19 protein-coding genes are annotated in these 20,902 nt (G+C 71.4%); 9 read left to right on the top strand and 10 right to left on the bottom strand.

Translation table 11 applies throughout. The features are described 5' to 3' along the window. The 5 genes from nuoL to FOF52_RS13905 all read left to right on the top strand — a co-directional run bounded on the left by nuoL (position 1) and on the right by FOF52_RS13905 (position 7,339). Entirely contained in the window at positions 1–1,947 is a 1,947-nt protein-coding gene (nuoL, locus tag FOF52_RS13925; RefSeq protein WP_248590382.1) for an NADH-quinone oxidoreductase subunit L, read from the top strand. A gap of 53 nt (positions 1,948–2,000) precedes the next feature. Beyond that, positions 2,001–3,566, top strand: coding sequence for an NADH-quinone oxidoreductase subunit M (locus tag FOF52_RS13920; RefSeq protein ID WP_248590381.1), 1,566 nt, complete (start codon positions 2,001–2,003; stop codon positions 3,564–3,566). Next, on the top strand, positions 3,563–5,212 hold the full coding sequence (gene nuoN / locus FOF52_RS13915; RefSeq protein WP_248590380.1) for an NADH-quinone oxidoreductase subunit NuoN: 1,650 nt from the start codon (positions 3,563–3,565) through the stop codon (positions 5,210–5,212). The genes FOF52_RS13920 and nuoN overlap by 4 nt, the downstream gene beginning before the upstream one ends. A 137-nt stretch (positions 5,213–5,349) precedes the next feature. Beyond that, positions 5,350–6,354 carry a polyprenyl synthetase family protein gene (locus tag FOF52_RS13910; protein WP_248590379.1) on the top strand — a complete coding sequence of 335 codons (1,005 nt, stop codon included), beginning with the start codon at positions 5,350–5,352 and terminating at the stop codon, positions 6,352–6,354. Positions 6,355–6,526: 172 nt separating this feature from the next. Then, positions 6,527–7,339, top strand: coding sequence for a PRC and DUF2382 domain-containing protein (locus FOF52_RS13905; protein WP_248590378.1), 813 nt, complete (start codon positions 6,527–6,529; stop codon positions 7,337–7,339). A gap of 70 nt (positions 7,340–7,409) precedes the next feature. Here FOF52_RS13905 and rarD read toward each other — a convergent pair whose 3' ends face one another. Beyond that, a complete protein-coding gene (gene rarD / locus FOF52_RS13900; RefSeq protein ID WP_425265491.1) occupies positions 7,410–8,339 on the bottom strand; it encodes an EamA family transporter RarD in 930 nt (309 codons plus the stop codon). Between the two features lie 93 nt (positions 8,340–8,432). On the opposite strand from rarD, the gene msrA reads away from it, so the two are divergent. Next, positions 8,433–9,101, top strand: coding sequence for a peptide-methionine (S)-S-oxide reductase MsrA (msrA, locus tag FOF52_RS13895; protein ID WP_248590377.1), 669 nt, complete (start codon positions 8,433–8,435; stop codon positions 9,099–9,101). A gap of 156 nt (positions 9,102–9,257) precedes the next feature. On the opposite strand, the gene FOF52_RS13890 is transcribed toward msrA, so the two are convergent. Then, positions 9,258–10,412 (bottom strand): phytoene desaturase family protein, encoded by a 1,155-nt coding sequence (locus FOF52_RS13890; RefSeq protein WP_248590376.1) that lies wholly within the window; start codon positions 10,410–10,412, stop codon positions 9,258–9,260. A gap of 1 nt (position 10,413) precedes the next feature. Then, positions 10,414–11,319 (bottom strand): RNA polymerase sigma factor SigJ, encoded by a 906-nt coding sequence (gene sigJ / locus FOF52_RS13885; protein WP_248590375.1) that lies wholly within the window; start codon positions 11,317–11,319, stop codon positions 10,414–10,416. 188 nt (positions 11,320–11,507) lie between these two features. Here sigJ and FOF52_RS13880 point away from each other — a divergent pair, with 188 nt between their 5' ends. Further along, positions 11,508–12,077: a potassium channel family protein gene (locus FOF52_RS13880; protein WP_248590374.1), complete on the top strand. Its 570-nt coding sequence runs from the start codon at positions 11,508–11,510 to the stop codon at positions 12,075–12,077. 19 nt (positions 12,078–12,096) lie between these two features. Here the strand turns inward: FOF52_RS13880 and FOF52_RS13875 are convergent, their stop codons facing one another. After that, entirely contained in the window at positions 12,097–12,852 is a 756-nt protein-coding gene (locus FOF52_RS13875) for a MerR family transcriptional regulator (protein ID WP_248590373.1), read from the bottom strand. Positions 12,853–13,019: 167 nt separating this feature from the next. On the opposite strand from FOF52_RS13875, the gene FOF52_RS13870 reads away from it, so the two are divergent. Beyond that, positions 13,020–13,736 (top strand): hypothetical protein, encoded by a 717-nt coding sequence (locus FOF52_RS13870; RefSeq protein ID WP_248590372.1) that lies wholly within the window; start codon positions 13,020–13,022, stop codon positions 13,734–13,736. Positions 13,737–13,748: 12 nt separating this feature from the next. Here the strand turns inward: FOF52_RS13870 and FOF52_RS13865 are convergent, their stop codons facing one another. From FOF52_RS13865 to FOF52_RS13845, 5 genes are all read right to left on the bottom strand, one after another. Further along, positions 13,749–14,252, bottom strand: a complete 504-nt coding sequence (locus FOF52_RS13865; protein ID WP_248590371.1) for a GNAT family N-acetyltransferase — start codon at positions 14,250–14,252, stop codon at positions 13,749–13,751. 106 nt (positions 14,253–14,358) lie between these two features. Then, positions 14,359–14,883, bottom strand: a complete 525-nt coding sequence (locus FOF52_RS13860; protein WP_248590370.1) for a hypothetical protein — start codon at positions 14,881–14,883, stop codon at positions 14,359–14,361. Positions 14,884–15,059: 176 nt separating this feature from the next. After that, the gene (locus FOF52_RS13855) at positions 15,060–15,722 is read right to left on the bottom strand and encodes an SDR family oxidoreductase (RefSeq protein ID WP_248590369.1); all 663 of its coding nucleotides are present in this window, start codon (positions 15,720–15,722) and stop codon (positions 15,060–15,062) included. Between the two features lie 131 nt (positions 15,723–15,853). Then, positions 15,854–16,912 (bottom strand): 2-oxoacid:ferredoxin oxidoreductase subunit beta, encoded by a 1,059-nt coding sequence (locus FOF52_RS13850; RefSeq protein ID WP_248590368.1) that lies wholly within the window; start codon positions 16,910–16,912, stop codon positions 15,854–15,856. Further along, positions 16,902–18,755 carry a 2-oxoacid:acceptor oxidoreductase subunit alpha gene (locus tag FOF52_RS13845; protein WP_248590367.1) on the bottom strand — a complete coding sequence of 618 codons (1,854 nt, stop codon included), beginning with the start codon at positions 18,753–18,755 and terminating at the stop codon, positions 16,902–16,904. The genes FOF52_RS13850 and FOF52_RS13845 overlap by 11 nt, the downstream gene beginning before the upstream one ends. A gap of 549 nt (positions 18,756–19,304) precedes the next feature. On the opposite strand from FOF52_RS13845, the gene FOF52_RS13840 reads away from it, so the two are divergent. Next, positions 19,305–20,168 (top strand): M48 family metalloprotease, encoded by an 864-nt coding sequence (locus FOF52_RS13840; RefSeq protein WP_248590366.1) that lies wholly within the window; start codon positions 19,305–19,307, stop codon positions 20,166–20,168. Between the two features lie 98 nt (positions 20,169–20,266). On the opposite strand, the gene FOF52_RS13835 is transcribed toward FOF52_RS13840, so the two are convergent. Then, positions 20,267–20,764, bottom strand: coding sequence for a YajQ family cyclic di-GMP-binding protein (locus FOF52_RS13835; protein ID WP_248590365.1), 498 nt, complete (start codon positions 20,762–20,764; stop codon positions 20,267–20,269). Positions 20,765–20,902: the final 138 nt, after the last annotated feature.

The raw sequence follows: 20,902 nt of genomic DNA, 5'->3' as shown, positions 1-20,902 counted from the left end.
ATGACGTCCACGCTGGCCGCCGACGTGCACGCGGCCACCACCGCGGCCGACGGCGGCGTACTCTCCTACGCCTGGCTCATGATCGCCCTCCCCCTGCTGGGCGCGGCCGTCCTGCTGCTGGGCGGCAGGCGCACCAACGCCTGGGGGCACTGGCTCGCCATCGCGGCAGCGCTGGCCAGCTTCGTCTGGGCGGTGCTGAGCCTGGGACAGCTCCTGGGGCGCGCCCCGGAGGAGCGCAGTGTCACGGTCCAGGTCTACCAGTGGATCCAGGCCGGCGACTTCGACATCGGCCTGAGCCTGCTCGTCGATCCGCTGTCGATCACCTTCGCACTGCTCATCACCGGTGTGGGATCGCTGATCCACATCTACTCGGTGGGCTACATGGCGGACGACGAGAACCGGCGGCGCTTCTTCGCCTACCTCAACCTGTTCGTCGCGGCCATGCTGGTGCTGGTCCTCGCCGACAACTACGCGGTGCTGTTCCTCGGTTGGGAGGGCGTCGGCCTGGCCTCCTACCTGCTGATCGGCTTCTGGCAGCACAAGCCGGCGGCGGCGGTCGCGGCCAAGAAGGCGTTCCTGATCAACCGGGTCGGCGACATCGGCCTGCTGATCTCGATCATGCTGCTGTTCACGACCTTCGGCACGGTCGCCTTCCACCCCGTGTTCGGCGCGGTCGACGGGGCCGGCCAGGGGGTCATGACCGCCGTGGGCCTGCTGTTGCTGCTGGGCGCGTGCGGCAAGTCCGCGCAGCTCCCCCTCCAGGCGTGGCTGCTCGACGCGATGGAGGGCCCCACCCCGGTGTCGGCGCTCATCCACGCCGCCACCATGGTCACCGCGGGTGTCTACCTGATCGTGCGGTCCGGCCCGATCTTCGAGGCCGCGCCCACCGCGCAGCTGGTGGTCACCATCGTCGGCGCGGCCACCCTGCTCGCCGGAGCGATCATCGGGTGCGCCAAGGACGACATCAAGAAGGCGCTGGCCGGCTCCACCATGAGCCAGATCGGCTACATGACGCTGGCCGCGGGCCTGGGCCCGATCGGCTACGCCGCCGCCATCGCCCACCTGGTCACGCACGGCTTCTTCAAGGCCGGGCTGTTCCTGGGGGCCGGATCGGTCATGCACGCCATGAACGACGAGGTGGACATGCGCCGCTACGGCGGACTGCGCACGGCCATGCCGATCACCTTCGCCACCTTCGGGGTGGGCTACCTCGCCATCATCGGGGTGCCGTTCCTGTCCGGCTGGTGGACCAAGGAGGGCATCATCCAGGCGGCCTTCGACTCCGGCGGCCTCACCGGCCAGATCCTGGGCTGGGTCACCGTGCTGGGCGCCGGACTCACCGCCTTCTACATGTCGCGGATCATGTTCCTCACCTTCTTCGGTGAGAAGCGCTGGGCCGACGGCGCCCACCCGCACGAGTCCCCGACCACCATGACGGTCCCGATGATCATCCTGGCCGTCGGGTCGGCGGCGCTGGGCGCGGTCCTGGTGGTCAACTACACCCTCGGCCACTTCCTCGCCCCCGTCGTGGGCGCCCCGTCGCACGAGTTCGACCTGGTCCACATGCTGACCAGCCCGTACTCGCTGGCCGCGCTGGCGCTCATGGTCGTCGGGGTGGCGTACGCGTGGCTGCGCTACGCCCGCGGCGAGGTCCCGGTCACGGCGCCCAAGGGCAACTTCGTCACCGTCGCCGCCCGGGAGGAGCTGTACGGCAACGCCATCAACGAGGGCCTGTTCATGCGGCCCGGCCAGCAGCTCACCAAGGCCGCCGTCGCCTTCGACGACCACGCCGTGGACGGCATCGTCAACGGGGTCGCGCGCTCGGTCCGCGCAGCCTCGGAGAACCTGCGTCTGGTCCAGACCGGGTTCGCCCGCAGCTACGCGCTGACCATGCTCTTCGGCGCGGCCGTCGTCGTGGTCACCACGTTGGGAGTGAGCTTTGCGTAGGCACACCGTCTCCCACCGCCGCACACCGGACCAGCAGGTGAGGATCTGAACCAATGACCATCCCCTGGCTGACACTCGCGATCGCGCTGCCCGCCCTGGGCTCGCTGATCGTGGCACTCATCCCACGCGAGCGGGTGGAACTCGCCAAGCGGGTCACCCTGGCCTGCACGCTGGTCGTGCTCGCCGTCGTCGGCGCGATGGCGCTGAACTTCGACCCGGGCGGCGCCCGCCTGCAGTTCACCGAGGTCCACCCGTGGATCGCACGCTTCGGCGTGCACTACGCGGTGGGCGTGGACGGCATCGCGCTGACCCTGATCGTCCTGTCCGCGCTGCTCGTGCCGCTGGTCGTGCTGGCGGCCTGGAAGGAGCAGGAGGAGACCGCGGACCGCGGCAAGGGCTACTTCGCCCTCATCCTGCTGCTTGAGGCGATGATGATCGGGGTCTTCGCCGCCACCGACGTCTTCCTCTTCTACGTCCTGTTCGAGGCCATGCTGATCCCGGTCTACTTCATGATCGGGCGGTACGGCCGCGGGGAGGACCGCCGCCGCGCCGCGGTGAAGTTCCTGCTCTACAGCCTCCTGGGCGGGCTGCTCATGCTGGTCTCGGTGATCGGCGTGTACGCCTACAGCGCCCAGGCGGGCAACGGCACCTTCCTGTGGAGCGAACTGGTCGGCCCCGAGGGGCTGCTCTCCGGGGTCGACACCACCGCGGCCCGCTGGCTGTTCCTCGGGTTCTTCGTGGCCTTCGCCATCAAGGCCCCGATGTGGCCGGTGCACACCTGGCTGCCCACCGCCGCGGGAAGCTCCCGGCCCGGCACCGCCGTGCTGCTGGTGGGCGTGCTCGACAAGGTCGGCACCTACGGCATGCTGCGGTACTGCCTGGAGCTGTTCCCCGAGGCCGCCAAGTGGTTCGTCTGGCCGGTGGTGGTGCTCAGCCTGGTCAGCATCATCTACGGCGCGGTCGTGGCGATCGGGCAGAGCGACATGCTCCGCCTCATCGCCTACACCTCGGTGTCCCACTTCGGCTTCATCACGCTGGGCATCTTCGCGATGACCTCGCAGGGGCAGTCGGGCGCCGCGCTGTACATGGTCAACCACGGCTTCTCCACCGGGGCGCTCTTCCTCATCGTGGGCTTCCTCATCGCCCGCAACAACGGGTCCGCGCAGATCGCCGACTACGGCGGCCTGCAGAAGACGGCCCCGGTGCTCGCCGGGACCTTCCTGGTGGCCGGACTGTCCAGCCTGGCGCTTCCGGGACTCTCCCCGTTCGTCAGCGAGTTCCTGGTGTTCGTCGGCACCTTCACGGTCCTGCCGGTGCCCGCGGTCATCGCCACCGTCGGCGTGGTCCTGGCCGCCCTCTACATCCTGTGGATGTACCAGCGCACCATGACCGGACCGCTCCGGGAGAAGCTGGCCGGGGTCACGGACCTCTCCGGTCGCGAACTGTGGGCCGTGGGCCCGCTCGTCGCCGTGATCATCCTCTTCGGGGTCTTCCCCCAGCCGCTGCTGGACGTGATCAACCCCGCGGTGGAGCAGACCATGCAGCAGATCGACGTCAGCGACCCCGCTCCGGCGGTGGGTGTTGACCAGGCCGGCGGCCAGGAAGGAGCAGACGAATGATTCCGCTGAGCCTGTCGGAGGCCGAGGCCCCGACAGTCATCACCCGGGCCCCCGACCTCGACTACGGGCTGCTGTCACCGCTGCTGGTGGTCTTCGCGGTCGGCGTCGTCGGTGTGCTCGTCGAGGCGTTCGTGCCCGTGCGGCACCGCCGCCTCACCCAGCTGGTCCTGGCCCTGCTCGGCATCGGCGCGGCCTTCGTGCTGACCGTCCTGCAGGTGGGGATGCTGCCGGCGGACGGCGCCGGCCTCACCCTGGCCTTCGCCACGGTGGTGGTGGACCGGCCCGCCCTGTTCTTCCAGGGCGTCATCCTGGTGCTGGCACTGGCCAGCCTGCTGCTCATCGCCGAGAACCGGGACGGGGAGAGCGCCTTCACCGCGCAGGCCGCCGCGGTTCCCGGCAGCGAGGAGGAGCGCGCGCACATCCTCGCCGGGACCCAGCACACCGAGGTCTACCCGCTGGTGATGTTCGCGGTGCTGGGCATGCAGCTGTTCACCGCCGCCAACGACTTCCTCACCATGTTCATCGCCCTGGAGGTGATGAGCCTCCCGCTGTACCTGCTGTGCGGGCTGGCGCGGCGCCGCCGCCTGTTCTCCCAGGAGGCCGCGCTCAAGTACTTCCTGCTGGGCGCTTTCTCCTCGGCGTTCTTCCTGTTCGGAATCGCCATGGTGTACGGCTACGCGGGCTCGGTGAACTTCGCCGCCGTCAACCAGGCGGGCAGCACGGGAGGACTGATCGACGGCGGCGAGCCGCTGCTGCTCATCGGTATCGCGATGATCGGTGTGGGCCTGCTGTTCAAGGTGGGCACGGTGCCCTTCCACAACTGGAAGCCCGACGTGTACCAGGGGGCTCCCACTCCGATCACCGCGTTGATGGCCTCCGGCACCCTGGTCGCCGCCTTCGGCGCCCTGCTGCGGGTGTTCTACGTCGCCTTCGGCGCGTCGGTGGAGCAGTGGCGGCCGATGCTGTGGGTCGTGGCGATCCTCACCATGGTGCTCGCCGCGGTGATCGCGGTGACCCAGCGCGACATCAAGCGGCTGCTGGCCTACTCCTCGGTGGTGCACGCGGGCTTCATCCTGACCGCGGTCGTGGCGGCCAGCGCCGACGGCCTGGCCGGAGCCATGTTCTACCTGGCCGCCTACGGTTTCACCACGGTGGGCGCGTTCGCGATCGTCACCCTGGTGCGCAACGCCGAGGGCGGTGCCGAGGCGGGCGACCTGACGCAGTGGGCAGGACTGGGGCGCACCTCCCCGTTCCTCGCCGCTTCGCTCGGCCTGTTCCTGCTCGCCTTCGCCGGTATCCCGCTGACCAGTGGGTTCATCGGCAAGTTCGCCGTGTTCGAGGCGGCGGTGGCGGCCGGGGCGACCCCGCTGGTGGTCGTGGGCGTGCTCAGCAGCGCGGTGACCGCGTTCTTCTACGTGCGCATCATCGTGCTGATGTTCTTCGCCGAACCCGCCGAGAGCGCCCCCCGGGTGCTCAAGCCGGGGGCCCTCACCGGAACCGTCGTGGGAGTCGGGGTCGCGGCGACCCTGCTCCTGGGGATCGTCCCCGGCCCGGTGCTGGACCACCTGGTTCCGCAGCCGCCGACGGAGTCGACCGGTGCGGCCGGATCGGAGGGGACCGTCGCCGACGGACTCTTCGTTCGGTGATCAGGGAAAAACCGATACCCGCTTTGGCCGTTGAGACGGTGTCGGATAACTTCTGAATCAGTCTGTGTTCGTTTCGGGAGCGCGCGGTACTTCGCTTCGTGGAGTATCGCGCGCCCTGCTGACAGGTGGAGCTTCAGGTGAGCGGTGCTGTCCCGAGCGGGTTTCTGACGCTGCCGAGTATTGACGAAGCGCTCGCCCGGGAGGTCCAGGCGGAGCTGGAGCAGGTCGAGAAGGTGCTCCGCGACACGGTGGCGGAGAGCGACCCGCTGCTGAACGAGGCCGCCGCGCACCTGCTGTCGGCCGGGGGGAAGCGGTTCCGCGCCACCCTGGTACTGCTCGCCGCGCGTTTCGGCGAGGCGGGCAACCCCGACCTCGTTCCGGCCGCCGCGGTGGTCGAGCTGACCCACGTGGCCACCCTGTACCACGACGACGTGATGGACGAGGCCGAGCTGCGTCGGGGCGGCCCCAGCGCCAACCGGCGCTGGGGGAACACGATCGCGATCCTGACCGGCGACTACGTGTTCGCGCGGGCCTCGGAGATCCTGGCGGACCTGGGCACCGAGGCGGTCCGGCTGCAGGCGCAGACCTTCGGCCGCCTGGTGCGCGGGCAGATCCTGGAGACCGCCGGCCCCCGCGCGGGCGTCGACCCGATGGAGCACTACCTCACTGTCATCGCGGACAAGACGGCGTCGCTGATCGCCTCCTCGGCCCGCTTCGGCGCCCTGTTCGGCAACGCCACTCCCGAGGTGGTCGAGACGGTCACGCGGGCCGGTGACGCGCTGGGCATGGCCTTCCAGCTGTCCGACGACATCCTGGACGTGGCCAGCGAGACCGACCAGTCCGGCAAGACCCCCGGCACCGACCTGCGCGAGGGGGTGCTGACCCTGCCGATGCTGTACGCGCTGCGGGGCACCGAACCCGAGCACGCGCGGCTGCGCTCCCTGCTGGGACGTCCGCTGGACGACGACGAGACCGCGGAGGCGCTGGCCCTGCTGCGCGCCCACCCGGCCATGGAGCAGGCGCGGGCGGACCTGGACTCCTGGGCCGACCGGGCCCGGGCGGAACTGGCCACCCTGCCGGACTGCCCGGCCAGGGACGCCTTCCTCGCGCTCTGCGACTACGTGGTGGGGCGCAGCGGCTGATCCCGGCGGTTCCCCGGCCGGTCATGCCGTGCCCTTTTCTGGTTATATGTCGGGCAATAGTGCGGTCACTCCGGGGTCGTCCGGGTAGCCGACTCCCTGAACTGCCGTGATGCCGGTTCGGCAGCGCGGCGAGCAGTCGCTGAGGCGGCAGAGACCAAGGGAGTTGATTCGCATGGCACCCCGGATCGGAATCCAGGAGCTGATCGGGCACAAGCTGATCGACCAGGACGGCAACAACGTCGGCAAGATCGGACAGGTCTACCGTGACGACCAGACCCACCAGCCGACATGGGTGACGGTCCAGACCGGCCTCTTCGGCAACCAGGAAAGCTTCGTCCCGCTGGCCGGGGCTGAGATCACCGACCAGGACCTGCGTGTTCCCTTCTCCAAGAGCCTGATCAAGGACTCGCCCCGGTTCGAGGCCGGCGGCCACCTCTCCCCCGAGCAGGAAGCCCAGCTCTACCGGCACTACGGGGTGCAGCCGACGATCCCGGGACCGCGCGACGCGGCCGGGGACGTCTCCACCGAGGAGCGCGGCCGCACGGCGGAGCACGAGGCCAGGACGCAGGAACCGGGGACGATGCCCCGCGAGGGGGAAGAAGCGTCCATGACCCGCTCCGAGGAGCAGGCCAGGGTAGGCGTGGAGCGGACCGAGAGCGGACGGGCGCACGTGCGCAAGACCGTGGAGAGCGAGCCGTTCGAACAGGACGTCCCGGTCCGCAAGGAGGAGCTGCGCATCGAGCGCGAGCCAGTGACCGGGGAGGAGCGGAGCGCCGGCACGAGCCGGATCGGGGAGCAGGAGGAGGAGATCACCCTGCACGAGGAGCGTGCGGTGATCGGCAAGGAAGAGGTCCCCGTGGAGAAGGTGCGCATCTCCAAGGAGGAGGTCACCGGAACCGAGCGGGTGAGAGGGGAACTCCGCAAGGAGCGCATCGAGATCGACGAGGAGGACGAGGGCCCGGGGGAGTCCCGCCGCAACCGCTGAGACGCCCGTCGGCACGTGCTGGAGGGCGGCCTGTCCGCGGTGACCGCGGACAGGCCGCCCTCCGCGCGCCTCAGCCGGTCTCGGCCGTGGACCCGGAGACGGGGGCCGACGCCGGACGGGGCGTCCGGCGGGCCTGGCGGAGCATGTCCACGACGAACACGGTGAGCGCCGCCCACACCACGGCGAACCCGATCCACCGACCGGTCGACAGCTCCTCCTCGAAGACCAGCCACGCGATCAGGAAGTGCATCACCGGCACGGTGAACTGCAGCAGCCCGACCAGGGTGAGCGGGATGCGGTGGGCCGCCGCGCCGAACAGCATCAGCGGCACCGCGGTGGCCACCCCGCTGCCGACCAGCAGCAGCGAATGGACGGGGGAGACGGAGAGGAAGGTCCCCGAGCCCGCGGCCTCCGTGACGAGCACGCCGCCCAGCGCGGGCAGGATCATGATCGCGGTCTCGGCGGTCAGGCTCTCCACCCCGTCCAGCCGCACGAACTTCTTCAGCACGCCGTAGGCGGCGAAGGAGAAGGCCATGGCCAGTGCCAGCCAGGGCAGGGAGCCGTAGTCGACGGTCAGCACGGCCACCGCGAGCCCGCCGAGGGCGACCGCCGCCCACTGCGGGGCGCGTAGCCGCTCCCTGAAGACGAGCGTGCCCAGCGCCACGCTCACCAGCGGGTTGACGAAGTAGGCGAGCGCGGACTGCAGGGTGTGCCCGGTGGTCACCGCGACGATGAAGAACCCCCAGTTCGCGGAGATCAGCACGGCCGAGGCGGCGAGCAGCAGCAGACGCCGCGGACTGCGCAGCACCTCGCGCACCCACCGCCAGTTCCGCTGGACCAGCAGCACCGCCAGCGTCACGGCCAATGACCAGATCATCCGATGTAGGAGGACTTCGAAGGCGCTGGCGGGCGGGCTGAAAAGCGGCCAGTAGAGCGGGAGGAAACCCCATAAGAAGTACGCGCTCGCGCCGTAGAGCACGCCTCTGTTGAGATCAGACACAAAGGTCAGACTATGAGAAAAGCCGCCGATCGCGAGGGGTGTGCGGTCCTGCGGTCCCCGGCGGCCGTTGGACGGCGCGGATAGCCTGAAACCATGTTCGGCTTCATGAAGACGACGATGGTCGACCGGGACAGGGCGCTGCCCGGTCGCGACACCCCGATGCCGGTCCCCGAACGCCACGAGGTCCTGCACACCCCGCTGGCCCCGCCCTACCCCGAAGGCGCCCAGATCGCCGAGTTCGGCATGGGCTGCTTCTGGGGCGTGGAACGCACCTTCTGGCGGCTGGGCGCCGAGAACGGCATCATCACCACGGCCGTCGGCTACGCGGGCGGCTACACCCCCAACCCCACCTACGAGGAGGTCTGCAGCGGCCTCACCGGCCACACCGAGGCCGTACGGGTGGTCTTCGACCCCGACCGCATCTCCTACACCGACCTGCTCAAGGTCTTCTGGGAGGGCCACGACCCCACCCAGGGCATGCGCCAGGGCAACGACGTGGGAACCCAGTACCGCTCGATGATCCTCTACCACGACGAGGCGCAGCGCGCCGCCGCCGAGGCCAGCCGCGACGCCTTCCAGCCGGTCCTGACCCGGATGGGGTACGGCCCCATCACCACCGAGATCGCCCCGGCCACCCCGTTCTACTTCGCCGAGCCCTACCACCAGCAGTACCTGTCGGACGCCAAGAACCCCAACGGCTACTGCGGCGTGGGCGGTACCGGCGCGACCTGCCCGATCGGAGTCGCCCGCACCGGGGGATGACCCCGCGGGCCGCGGGAGCCCCGTCCGCCGCTCCATTGCCGTCGGAGGGGCCGGCGGCCGGACGTCCACAGCCGAACCGGGACGCGGGCCGGAGCCTTCCGCCCCGGCCCGCGCGCAGCAGCGGCGTGGACCGGTCCGGGAAACCGGGAGGACCGCTCAGGCGACGCGCACCGGAGTGCGGGTCACCGCCGCCCGGGCGGCGGCCAGGGCGCTGGCGACCGACACCTCACCGAGCAGCCCCGGGGCGGCCACCTGGTCCCCGGCCAGGTAGACGCCGTCGCCCCGGTCGATGGCGGGCCGGTCCCGCCAGGTGTACCCGGGCAGGTCCAGCGCGCCGCTGCGGCCCGCCATCATCTGGTCGCGCCGCCAGGTCAGGCGGTGCCGCCAGTCGGGCAGCACGGTGTCGACCAGCCGCTCCAGCCGGGCGGTGGCCGACTGGCGGGACTCCCCCGGACGCGCGGGCAGCTGCGCCTGGAACAGGGTCTCGCCGGGAGGCGCGGCGGAGGGGTCCACGGCGGAGTTCTGCTCCAGGAAACCCCCCTCGTCCAGGTCGAAGACGAGGAACGGGTCGCCCTCACGGCCGCGCAGGGCCAGGTCCACCAGCAGGGACCTGCCGCTCTCCCAGCGCAGTGAATCGTCCCCCAGCAGCGTGCGGGCCGCGTCCAGGGAGGTGGCCACGATGGTCGGCCCGCCGAAGTCGACCCGGTCGACGCGGGTCCCGGTCACGATGCGCACGCCCAGGCCGCGCGCGTGCTCGGCCATCCGGTCCACCAGCGCCTGCCACCCCCCGACGGGGTAGCCGGCGGCCGGCCGGGGAGCGGTGAGCCGGACGAAGCGTTCCCAGGCGAACGCCGCCGACAGCCGTCCCGGATCGGAGTCGAAGGTGACCACGCCCAGCATCCCGGCCACCGCGCGGACCCCCTCGACACCGAACCGTTCGGCCCCCCACGAGGCGAGGTCGCGGTCCACCGGGGCCGGCAGCCCGCGCCGGAGGACCGCCCGCAGCAGCGGCAGCGGCGGCCGCCGGGTGGACCTCCCGCCCACCCGGAACCTCGTCCGGGACAGCTCCCGCAGCCCGGGCCGGGCCAGCGGCCCGACCAGTCCCCGCTTCGCCAGCCAGGCGAAGGGCGCGCCGTCGCGGTACAGGGCGTGCGGCCCGTCGTTGGCGACGTAGGGTGCGGCGGTGGAACGCGCCCGGCCGCCCAGCGACCGGTGCGCCTCGTACAGGGTGACCTCGGCGCCGCGCTCGGCACCTGCGATGGCGGCGGTGAGCCCGGCGAGCCCGCCGCCGATGACAGTGATGGTGTTCATGTCACCGGGACGGATCGGGCAGCCGCAGATGTGACATCTTCTCCGGGTTGGTGATGAGGTAGACCGTCTGGACGCGCCCGTCCACGACGACGGGGGACACCACGGAGACCGGGCGGCCCGAGACCGTGACCACCACCGCCGGCCCGCCGTTGACCTCCGCCACCGAGACGGCGAGCGCGTCCGGGGCCGCGCCGAACGGCTCCAGCAGCCGGTGCAGGTTCCGCTCGCTGGCGACCCCGAGGAAGAACCGGGCGACCCGGTCCGCTCCGGTGATCACCCGCAGCGGGGCCTTGGCCCGGCCGCCGCTGTCGCTGACCAGGGTGACGTCGCGGGCGAGCAGCCCGGTCAGGCCCTCCAGGTCGCCGTCGAGACAGGCGGCGGCGAACCGCTCGGTGAGCTGCCGCCGCCGCGTCCGGTCCACCTCGAACCGGGGCCTGCGGTCCCGGACGTGGTCGCGGGCCCGTCGCGCCAACTGGCGGACGGCCGCCTCGGAGCGGCCCACGGCCCGCGCGATCTCCGCGTACGGCAGGGCGAACGCCTCCCGCAGCACGAACACCGCGCGTTCCAGCGGTGAGAGCGTCTCCAGCACCACCAGCAGCGCCAACTCCACCGATTCGGCGAGTTCGGCGCGTTCGGCCAGGTCTCCCTCGGTACTGACCGGTTCGGGCAGCCACGGCCCCACGTACGTCTCCCGGCGCGCCGCCGCCTGCCGCAGCCGGTCGATCGCCAGCCGGGAGACCACCCTGATCAGGTAGGCGCGGGGCTCGGCCACGTCCGCGAGCGACACTCCGGACCAGCGCAACCACGCCTCCTGCACGACGTCCTCGGCGTCGGCGGCGCTGCCCAGGATCCGGTAGGCCACCCCGGTGAGGAGGCCGCGGTGTTCTTCGAAGATCTCAGCGTTCACATCTGTCAGGACGTGTGCGGCGGCCGCGGGTGTGACACGCCGGCCCGACACGCGCGCCGCAGCCTCCCCGGCGGTGCCGGAGCCGGGTGGTTCACTCGGGGCATGAGCCGCCCGCTCCTCCCGTCCCGGTCACCGGCCCGAGAAACACCGTGCCCGGAAGGGGGCGCCCGTAACGGGGAGGGAAGCGGATGAGCGCGCTCACGCCGGGCGACCTCCCGTTCCGCCAGCGGGCGGCGGCGTTCGCCCGGGCCGCGCTGGGCGTCCTCGTCGCGGACACGGCGCTGCTGGTCGCCTACGTCGTCGTGCCGGTCGACCCGCAGCGCGGTGTGGCCGCGCCGCTGCTGCGCCTGGGCGGCATGCTCGCGGTCTTCACCGTCGTCGTGGTCTGGCAGGTGTACGCCGTCTCCCGGGCCAGGTACCCCGGGATCCGGGGCATGGCGGCGGCCGGGGTCGTGGTCCCGCTGTTCCTCATCGCCTTCGCGACCGTCTACCACCTGCAGTCCTTCGTGGCTGCCGACGCCTTCTCCGAACCGCTCAGCAGGCTCGACGCGCTGTACTTCGCCGTCACGGTGTTCACCACGGTCGGCTTCGGCGACATCGTCCCGGTGTCCCCGGTGGCCCGTGTCATCGTGACGGTGCAGATGCTGCTCAACCTGGTGGTGCTGGGCGGCGTGCTGCAGCTGCTGTTCGACACCGCCAGGAGCGCCCGGCAGGCCCGGGACGAGCGGGACACCGGGGAGCGGCCCCCGCCCGCCTGACGTGCGGGCGGAGACCGGGTCAGGACGCGGACGCGTCGAGCGCCCGCTGGACGTAGGCGATCATGTCGGGTGTGGGACCGCCGTACTGTGCGGCGATGTCCTCGCTGTGGTCCTGGTACATCCGGTACAGCGAGTCGCGGACCCCCTCGTCGCCGCCGTGGAACATGCCGACCAGCTCCATCCAGCGCCCGGCCAGCGCCCGCACCTTCGGGTCGGCCGGGTCGGTGCCGGCCTCCATCTCGGCCCGCACCTGCGCGATGAGCCGCGGCCACTCGGCCTCGACCGAGGCGATCACCTCCTCGCCGAGCTCCTGGCGGCGCCGCTCCAGGTAGGCGAGCTGCTCCTCGGAGTAGTAGTTGCGGATGGTCTCTTCCACCTTGGTCACCTCTTCCATCAGACCGAGGAGGTCGTCGGGGCGCAGCCCGCGCGCCGTGCGGGCGGTGGCCACCAGGGCGGTGAGCCGGTCCCGCAGCGAGCGGAGCGCGGCCAGCTGCCGGTCCACGTGCGACAGGTGGTCGCGCAGCAGGTCGACCAGGGCGACGTCCCCGGACAGGGCCGTGCCGACCTCTTCCAGGGACAGCCCCAGGTCACGCAGCGCCAGCACCTGGTAGAGCCGTCGCACGTCGGCCTCGTCGTAGAGCCGGTGCCCCGCCGGGCTGCGGGACGCCGGCCGCAGCACCCCCACGTGCTCGTAGTGGTGCAGCGTCCGCACGGTCAACCCGGTCAGCCGGGCCAGTTCGCCGACCTTCCAGAGCCGTCCGCCGTGCTCGCGCATCCGCTCTCCTCCTCGTAGCGCCCCGTTCGGGGGCGACGGGAACGACGCTAGGACCTGACGCGGCGTCAGGTGCAAGTCGCGGTCCACAGCAGGTCCCCTGCCCCGGTCCGCCTCCCGGCACGGGGCTAGGCTGCGGGGAGCAGATCGGTTCCGACACGGAGACGGGAATGCCGGAGAGCTACGCGGCCAACGCCGCCGCCAGGCGGATCGGACTGGGACCGGACCACGTCGAGGTCCGGTACGACAGCCCCGAACTGGTGGTGCTGCGGGAGACCCGCCTGGGCCGCACCAGAGCCGTGCCGCGGCGGCCCCTGCGGCGGCTGCCCGAGGCCGCGGCCGAACTCCTCGCGTCGGGGCCCGGGATCGTCGAGGACCCCTTCGGCACGCTCCCCGCTCCCCGGGTCGCCGGGGCCACCACGGTGCGCCTGCCGGTCATGGCCCGCTCCCCCGGAGCGGTTCCGCCCGCGCCGCGCAAGGCCGACCTGGAGATCACGCGGGTGACGGACCGGGAGGAGCTGGCGGCGGCCGAGGGCGTCATCGTGCACGGCCTCGCCCGCCCCGACCTGTGGTCCTCCGCCCCGGGACGGCTGCTCCCGCCGCACGCCCTCACCGTTCCCGGACTGCGGGTGTGGCTGGCGCGCCGACAGCGCGTCCCGGCCGCGGCCTGCTACACCTACGACGACGGCGCCACGGTGGGCGTCTACGCGGTGACCACCCTGCCCGAGCAGCGGGGGCGGGGGATCGCCGGACTGCTGCTGGCCCGGGCGCTCGCCGACCACGGCGACCGCCGCGCGGTGCTGGCCACCACGGCGGCGGGAGTCCCGGCCTGCCGGACCCTCGGCTTCACCGAGGTGTCCGAGGCCCGCTGGCACCTGTGGCGGTGACGGCTCCGCCCGTCACGCCCCCGGGCCGGTCAGGTCCAACGCCATGAGCACGTCGTCCACGTAACGCCCCTCCAGGTGGAACAGCCCCCGCAGCACGCCCTCCGTCTCGTACCCCGCCGAGCGGTACAGCGCGATCGCCCTCGGGTTGCTGGACAGCACGCGCAGGAGCAGTGTGCGGGCGCCGCGGCGGATGGCCAGGTCACGGGCTCCGTACAGCAGGGCGCGTCCCACCCCGCGCCCCTGGGCGGCCGGGGCCACGGCCAACGCCTTGAGCTCCTGCACGTGTGCGGCGCTGGACAGCGGCAGGTGGGGCGCCACCCGGGCGTAGCCCGCCACGTCGCCGTCGAGTTCGGCGACCAGTACGTCAGCGGGGCTGCACGAGGCGAAGAACGGTCGGTCGGGGGAGAACCGGGGAGCGGGGGTGACCGCGGGCGACCAGGTCTCGGCGTCGATCCGGGCGAGTGCGGGGCCGTCCTCGGCCGCCGCCGGACGCAGGACGGGGGCGGGTCCGGACACGGGGGCTCCTGCGGTCAGGGAAGGGGGCGGACACGGCGGCGTCCGCGCGGCCGGGCCCCGGCGGACTCCGGTGCAGTGGGACAGCCCGCTGCACCGCCCGCGGAGGTCACCACTGCTGCTGGCCGTAGCCGGGGTAGGGCTGCTGGCCGTAGCCCTGCTGGCCGTAGCCGGGGTAGGGCTGCTGGCCGTAGCCGGGGTAGGGCTGCTGGCCGTAGCCCTGCTGCGGGTCGTACTGCTGCCCCTGGGGGTACTGGTAGTTGGCGTACGGGTCCTGCTGCTGGTAGGGCTGCTGTTGGCCGGTGTGCGGCTGCTGCTGTCCGGTGTGCGGCTGTTCCGCCTCGGCCTTGTTCCCCTCGGACTTCTTCTCGGCCGCCTCGTCGGGGGCGGGGCGGAAGATGCACAGCTGGGCGGGTTCGCCGTTGCCGTCCTGGGTGTAGGAGATCTGCTCCAGCCGCCACCCGGCCTCCTCGATGCCCTCAAGGATGCGGGTCAGTCCCGGACGGACGCTGCTGGAGGGTTCGTCATAGGTGTTGACGCGCAGCTGGACCACGAACATGCGCCGTTTCTGCTGCGCCGCCACCTTGGCGTGCTCGACGACGGTGCTGTCCCTCACGACCTGTGTGACGCTCATCTGTAACCGTCCCCATCTGCCCTTGACGAGCGCTGTCGAACGCTGCTGTCATTCGCGCCCGCCGCGGAGAAGACCTGCGGGCCGTCTTCCCATGATGCCCTCTTCGTCCTTTGAGAGCCACCGCGGGGCGGAGGAGTTCGCGCGAAACGGCGTGTGCGTCCCCCGCCCCGCACGCCCTAGGCGCCCACGGCGGCCACCGCGTCGCGGATCGGGGTGTCCCCACCGACCAGTTCCAGGACGTGCCCGACGGTGGCGGGCGCGTCGAGCAGGGCCACGAGCACCGCCGCCACGTCGTCCCGGGGAACCGGCCCCCGCTCCACCCGGTGGGCGAGCCGGACCCTCCCCGTGCCCGGATCGTCGGTCAACCGACCCGGACGCAGGATCGTCCAGTCCAGTTGCTCGCTGCGTCCCCGCAGGTCGTCGTCTGCGGCCTTCTTCGCGTTGACGTAGGCCGCCCACACCGGGTCGGCGTCGGGGGCGGGCCCCTCGTCCACCCCGATCGCCGAGACCATGAGGAAGCGGCGCACCCCGGCCAGGGAGGCCGCGTCGGCCGTCAGGACGGCCGCGGCGCGGTCCACGGTCTCCTTGCGCGCGGCTCCGCTGCCGGGACCGGCTCCGGCGGCGAACACGACGGCGTCCGCACCCATGATCTTCTCGGTCAACTGGGTGACGGTCGTCGACTCCAGGTCGACGACCACCGGTTCGGCGCCGACCGCGCGCAGGTCGTCGGCGTGGTCGGGATTGCGGATGAGACCCACGGGCGTGTCGCCGCGTTCGGCCAGCAGCCGTTCCAGTCGCAGGGCGATCTTGCCGTGTCCTCCGGCGATGACGATACGCATGGTCGAAAGGCTAGTACCCGGCCCCGCCGCGGCGGGGCCGGGACACCCGGTGCGGCGGGGCGGGTCCGGACACGCGCGTGGGCGCGCACCCGGTGCGGTGCGCGCCCACGGCTCTGCCGGCGGTTCCGCCGCTAGTCGATGGTCCAGGTGTCGTTGCCGGCGAGGAGCGCGGCGAGGTCGCCGTCTCCCTGCCGGGCCCGGGCCTGGTCGATCTGCTCGTTCATGGCCGTGTCGTAGGTCGGCGCGTCCACGGCGCGGAACACGCCGATGGGCACGTGCTCGAACGCCGGCTCGTCCAGCCGGGACAGCGCGAACGCGTAGGACGGGTCGGCGCGGTGGGCGTCGTGCACCACCAGGCGGTCCTCGCCCGCCCCGGCGAGGTCGGTGACGGTGAGCTGACCGTAGTCGCCGAAGACCACGCCCCGGTCCTCGCCCACCTTCAGGGGCTGGCCGTGCTCCAGGCGCAGCACCCGCATGTCCCGCTCGCCGGGCTCCTTGACGGGGGCGAAGGCGTCGTCGTTGAAGATCGGGCAGTTCTGGTAGATCTCCACGAAGGAGGAGCCCGGATGGTCGGCGGCCGCCCGCAGCACCTCGGTCAGGTGCTTGCGGTCGGAGTCCACGGTACGCGCCACGAACGTCGCCCCGGCGCCCAGCGCCAGCGACACCGGGTTGAACGGGGTGTCCAGCGAGCCCATCGGCGAGGACTTCGTGATCTTGCCCGCCTCGGAGGTGGGCGAGTACTGGCCCTTGGTCAACCCGTAGATCCGGTTGTTGAACATCAGGATGTTCAGGTTGACGTTGCGGCGCAGCGCGTGGATGAGGTGGTTGCCGCCGATCGACAGCGCGTCGCCGTCCCCGGTGATCACCCACACGCTCAGGTCCGGACGCGAGGCGGCCAGCCCGGTGGCGATGGCCGGGGCGCGCCCGTGGATCGAGTGCATGCCGTAGGTGGACAGGTAGTAGGGGAACCGGGACGAGCAGCCGATACCGGAGATGACCACGATGTTCTCCCGCGGCACTCCCAGCTCGGGCAGGAACCCCTGGAAGGCCGAGAGGATGGCGTAGTCACCGCACCCGGGGCACCAACGCACCTCCTGGTCGGACTTGAAGTCCTTCATCTTGTAGGTGGTGTCGCTGCGCGGCACCAGGCTCAGACCGCGGAACGCGGCCCCGTTGTTCTCACTCGGCACGGTCGATGACCTCCTGCAACACACCCGCCAGCTCTTCGGACTTGAACGGCAGGCCACGCACCTTGGTGTAGCTGACGACGTCGACCAGGAAGCGGCCGCGCAGCAGCAGGGCCAGCTGACCCATGTTGATCTCGGGGACCACCACCCGCTCGTAGCGGCCCAGCACCTCCTCCAGGTTGGCCGGGAACGGGTTGAGGTAGCGCAGGTGGGCGTGGGCCACCTTGGCCCCGGACTGGCGGACCTGGCGCACGGCGGTGGCGATCGACCCGTAGGTGCCGCCCCAGCCCAGCGCCAGCACCCTGGCGTCGCCGGTGGGGTCGTCCACCTCCAGCGGCTCGATGTCGCGCGCGATGCCGTCGACCTTGGCCTGGCGGGTACGCACCATCAGGTCGTGGTTGGCCGGGGAGTAGGAGATCTCACCGGTCCGGTCGCTCTTCTCGATACCGCCGACGCGGTGCTCCAGCCCCGGTGTGCCCGGCACCGCCCAGGGGCGGGACAGCGTCTCGGGGTCGCGCAGGTACGGCAGGAACTTCCCGTCGTCGCCGTTGGGCTCGCGGGCGAAGTCCACCTCCAGGCTCGGCAGGTCCGAGAGGTCGGGGATCCGCCACGGCTCCGAGCCGTTGGCCAGGTAGCCGTCGGACAGCACGATGACGGGCGTCCGGTACTTGGTGGCGATCCGGGCGGCCTCGACCGCGATCATGAAGCAGTCCGAGGGCGAACGCGGCGCCAGCACCGGCAGCGGCGACTCGCCGTTGCGGCCGAACATCGCCATGAGCAGGTCGGCCTGTTCGGTCTTGGTCGGCAGGCCCGTGGACGGCCCGCCCCGCTGCACGTCGATGATCACCAGCGGCAGCTCGGTCATCACCGCCAGGCCGATCGTCTCGGCCTTCAGCGCCATGCCGGGACCCGAGGTGGTGGTCACGCCCAGCGCGCCGCCGAAGGACGCGCCCAGCGCGGCGCCCACGCCGGCGATCTCGTCCTCGGCCTGGAACGTGCGCACGCCGAACTGCTTGTGCTTGGACAGCTCGTGCAGGATGTCGGAGGCCGGGGTGATCGGGTAGGAGCCGAGGAACAGCGGCAGCCCGCTCAGCTTCGAGGCGGCGATCAGCCCGTAGGACAGGGCCAGGTTGCCGGTGATGTTGCGGTACCGGCCGGCGGGCAGCGGGGCCGGTTTGACCTCGTAGGAGACCGCGAAGTCCTCGGTGGTCTCACCGAAGTTCCAGCCCGCCTTGAACGCCGCGATGTTGGCGTTCATGATCTCGGGCTTCTTCGCGAACTTGGTCTGCAGGAACTTCAGGGTGCCCTCGGTGGGACGGTTGTACATCCACGACAGCAGCCCCAGGGCGAACATGTTCTTGGCGCGCTCGGCGTCCTTCTTGGTGATGTCGAAGGACTCCAGCGCCTTGACCGTCAACGAGGTCAGCGGCACCGGGCTGACCTTGTAGTCGGCCAGCGACCCGTCCTCCAACGGGTTGGCCGCGTAGCCGACCTTGGCCAGCGCGCGCTTGGTGAACTCGTCAGTGTTGACGATGATGGTCGCGCCCTTGGGCACGTCCTCCAGGTTCGCCTTCAGCGCGGCCGGGTTCATCGCGACGAGCACGTTGGGCGCGTCGCCGGGGGTCATGATGTCGTGGTCGGCGAAGTGCAGCTGGAAGCTGGACACGCCGGGCAGCGTGCCGGCCGGGGCGCGGATCTCCGCCGGGAAGTTCGGCAGCGTGGACAGGTCGTTGCCGAACGACGCGGTCTCCTGGGTGAACCGGTCGCCGGTCAGCTGCATGCCGTCGCCGGAGTCCCCGGCGAAGCGGATGATGACACGGTCGAGTTGTTGGATCTCTTTGGGCACTGAGATCGCCGACCTCCTAAAGAAGTCGCCACGCTGGAGTGGCGGCTTGGGGTTGCCTCAGTCTCACCGTGGCGAGGGGTGGCTGGTTCGTCACGGCTCAGTCGCTGTTCCGGGGTGGTGTTCACCCTGGTACGGCGGCCGGCGGTCGTGCCGTGGCCGCACTCGCCTCCAGGCTTCGTTGCAGAAGCCTACGCGTAACCCGGAACGGGGACATGTCGAAAAGGGTTGTTTGGGGGGTTGCGGGCCGGGCGGGCGACACCCTCCCGGACCGCGGTTCCGGTGTCAGAAGCGACACAGACCGCCGTTGATCCGGAGCAGGTCCACGTGCCACCGCCGGACCAGGGCGCACCCGCTGCTGGAGCGACGAGTAGTGAAGATCACAGCCAAACTATAGATGATCATAGTTTGCGTGCGCTGGGCGGGGGTGGGACGGAGAGACGTGGACTTCCCCGCCTGTCCCGGGGAACGCCGGAGCCGGGTCCGGACGTTGGTCACGGTGTACCGACCGGGCAGGTGGACAGGGCCATACGGGCATGGAGGGGAGTGGGCGTGCGGCACAACGCGTTCCGCGCGGCGGCGCTCGTGGTCGGTCTCTCCATACTTCTCATCATCCTGGGCTGGGTGTGCGGAGGGATCACCGGGGTCAAGCTGGGGCTGGTCGTCGTCACCGCCGTCAACGGCCTCATCTACCTCTTCGGCGACACCATGACCCTGCGGGCGATGCACGCCCGCCCGGTCAGCGAGATCGAACAGCCCGAGCTGTACCGGATCGTCCGGGAGCTCGCCACCGACGCGCGCCAGCCCATGCCCCGGCTGTACCTGTCGCCGACCCGGGCCCCCAACGCCTTCACCACCGGCTGGAGCCGCCGGCGCGCCGCCCTGTGCTGCACCACCGGGCTGCTCTCCCTCCTCGACGAGCGCGAACTGCGCGGCGTCATCGCGCACGAACTCACCCACCTGCGCAGGGGCGACACCGTCGTGGGCACGGTCGCCGCGATGCTCGCGCTGAGCATCACGTCCCTCACCGCGCTGTCCCTGCTGCTGCCGCTGGCCGACTCCGAGGACGAGGACGGCCAGGGCCTGCTGGAGGGGCTGCTCTTCCTCGCGGTCGGCCCCGTCGCCGCGGCGGTCGTCCGGGCCGCGGTCGGCCGCGTGCGCGAGTTCGAGGCGGACGAGGCCGCCGCCCGCCTCACCGGGGACCCCACCGGCCTGGCCAACGCCCTGCACCGGATCGAGGTCACGGCCCGCACCCACCCGCTGCCCGCCCACCGGGGGCTGCTCACCTCGGGGCACCTGATGATCGCCCATCCCTTCGCCGGCCAGCGGGCGGGCCGGCTCTTCGCCGTCCACCCGCCCACCCCGGAGCGCATCCACCGCCTCCAGGCTTTGGCGAGGCGGTGGAACCACGACTGACCGGGGGCGGGGCGCCCCGGCAGAGAAGAGCCGGAACGCCCCGCAAGCCGGCAACGGCGGGATCCCGTCCGCTCCGCACGGCGGCGCGGGGCGGACGACTAGCGGAAGTTGACGAACTGCAGCGCCACGTCCAGGTCGCTTTTCTTCAGCATGGCGATGACCGCCTGGAGGTCGTCCTTCTTCTTGGAGCTGACCCGCAGCTCGTCGCCCTGGATCTGCGCCTTGACGCCCTTGGGGAACTCGTCCCGGATCATCTTGGAGATCTTCTTGGCGGTCTCGGTGCTGATCCCCTCCTTGAGGGCGATCGGCAGGCGGTACTCCTTGCCCGACGCCTTCGGTGTGTCGGGGGCGTCCAGGACCTTCAGCGAGACACCGCGTTTGACCAGCTTGTCCTTGAACACGTCGAGCGCGGCCTTGGCGCGCTCCTCGGAGGTGGACTTGATCTCCACCGCCTGCTCACCAGCCCAGGAGATGGTCGTGCCGGTCCCCTTGAAGTCGAAACGCTGGGACAGCTCCCGGCCGGCCTGGTTGACCGCGTTGTCCACCTCCTGCCGGTCGAGTTTGGAGACGATGTCGAAGCTGGATTCGGCAGCCACGTCTGCTCGCACCCCCAAGTTCCTGGGCCGGGGACGCTTGTCCGGCCGATGGATGGCGATCGGTCCGCGGCCGGGGTGGTGGCACGCCACGGCCCCGGCCGCGGCAGTGACAGAGCTTAGCCCGCGGCCTCGGGGAAC

The organism is Thermobifida alba (assembly GCF_023208015.1).
Lineage (GTDB): Bacteria > Actinomycetota > Actinomycetes > Streptosporangiales > Streptosporangiaceae > Thermobifida > Thermobifida alba.
This window is presented reverse-complemented; position numbering and strand designations above follow the sequence as displayed.

Coding starts and splice junctions, on each gene's coding strand:
- FOF52_RS13890 (WP_248590376.1), bottom strand. CDS start 10,412: ATGAACACCATCACTGTCATCGGCGGCGGGCTCGCCGGGCTCACCGCC.
- FOF52_RS13920 (WP_248590381.1), top strand. CDS start 2,001: ATGACCATCCCCTGGCTGACACTCGCGATCGCGCTGCCCGCCCTGGGC.
- FOF52_RS13870 (WP_248590372.1), top strand. CDS start 13,020: ATGCCGGAGAGCTACGCGGCCAACGCCGCCGCCAGGCGGATCGGACTG.
- FOF52_RS13875 (WP_248590373.1), bottom strand. CDS start 12,852: ATGCGCGAGCACGGCGGACGGCTCTGGAAGGTCGGCGAACTGGCCCGG.
- msrA (WP_248590377.1), top strand. CDS start 8,433: ATGTTCGGCTTCATGAAGACGACGATGGTCGACCGGGACAGGGCGCTG.
- FOF52_RS13880 (WP_248590374.1), top strand. CDS start 11,508: ATGAGCGCGCTCACGCCGGGCGACCTCCCGTTCCGCCAGCGGGCGGCG.
- FOF52_RS13860 (WP_248590370.1), bottom strand. CDS start 14,883: ATGAGCGTCACACAGGTCGTGAGGGACAGCACCGTCGTCGAGCACGCC.
- FOF52_RS13855 (WP_248590369.1), bottom strand. CDS start 15,722: ATGCGTATCGTCATCGCCGGAGGACACGGCAAGATCGCCCTGCGACTG.
- nuoN (WP_248590380.1), top strand. CDS start 3,563: ATGATTCCGCTGAGCCTGTCGGAGGCCGAGGCCCCGACAGTCATCACC.
- nuoL (WP_248590382.1), top strand. CDS start 1: ATGACGTCCACGCTGGCCGCCGACGTGCACGCGGCCACCACCGCGGCC.
- FOF52_RS13905 (WP_248590378.1), top strand. CDS start 6,527: ATGGCACCCCGGATCGGAATCCAGGAGCTGATCGGGCACAAGCTGATC.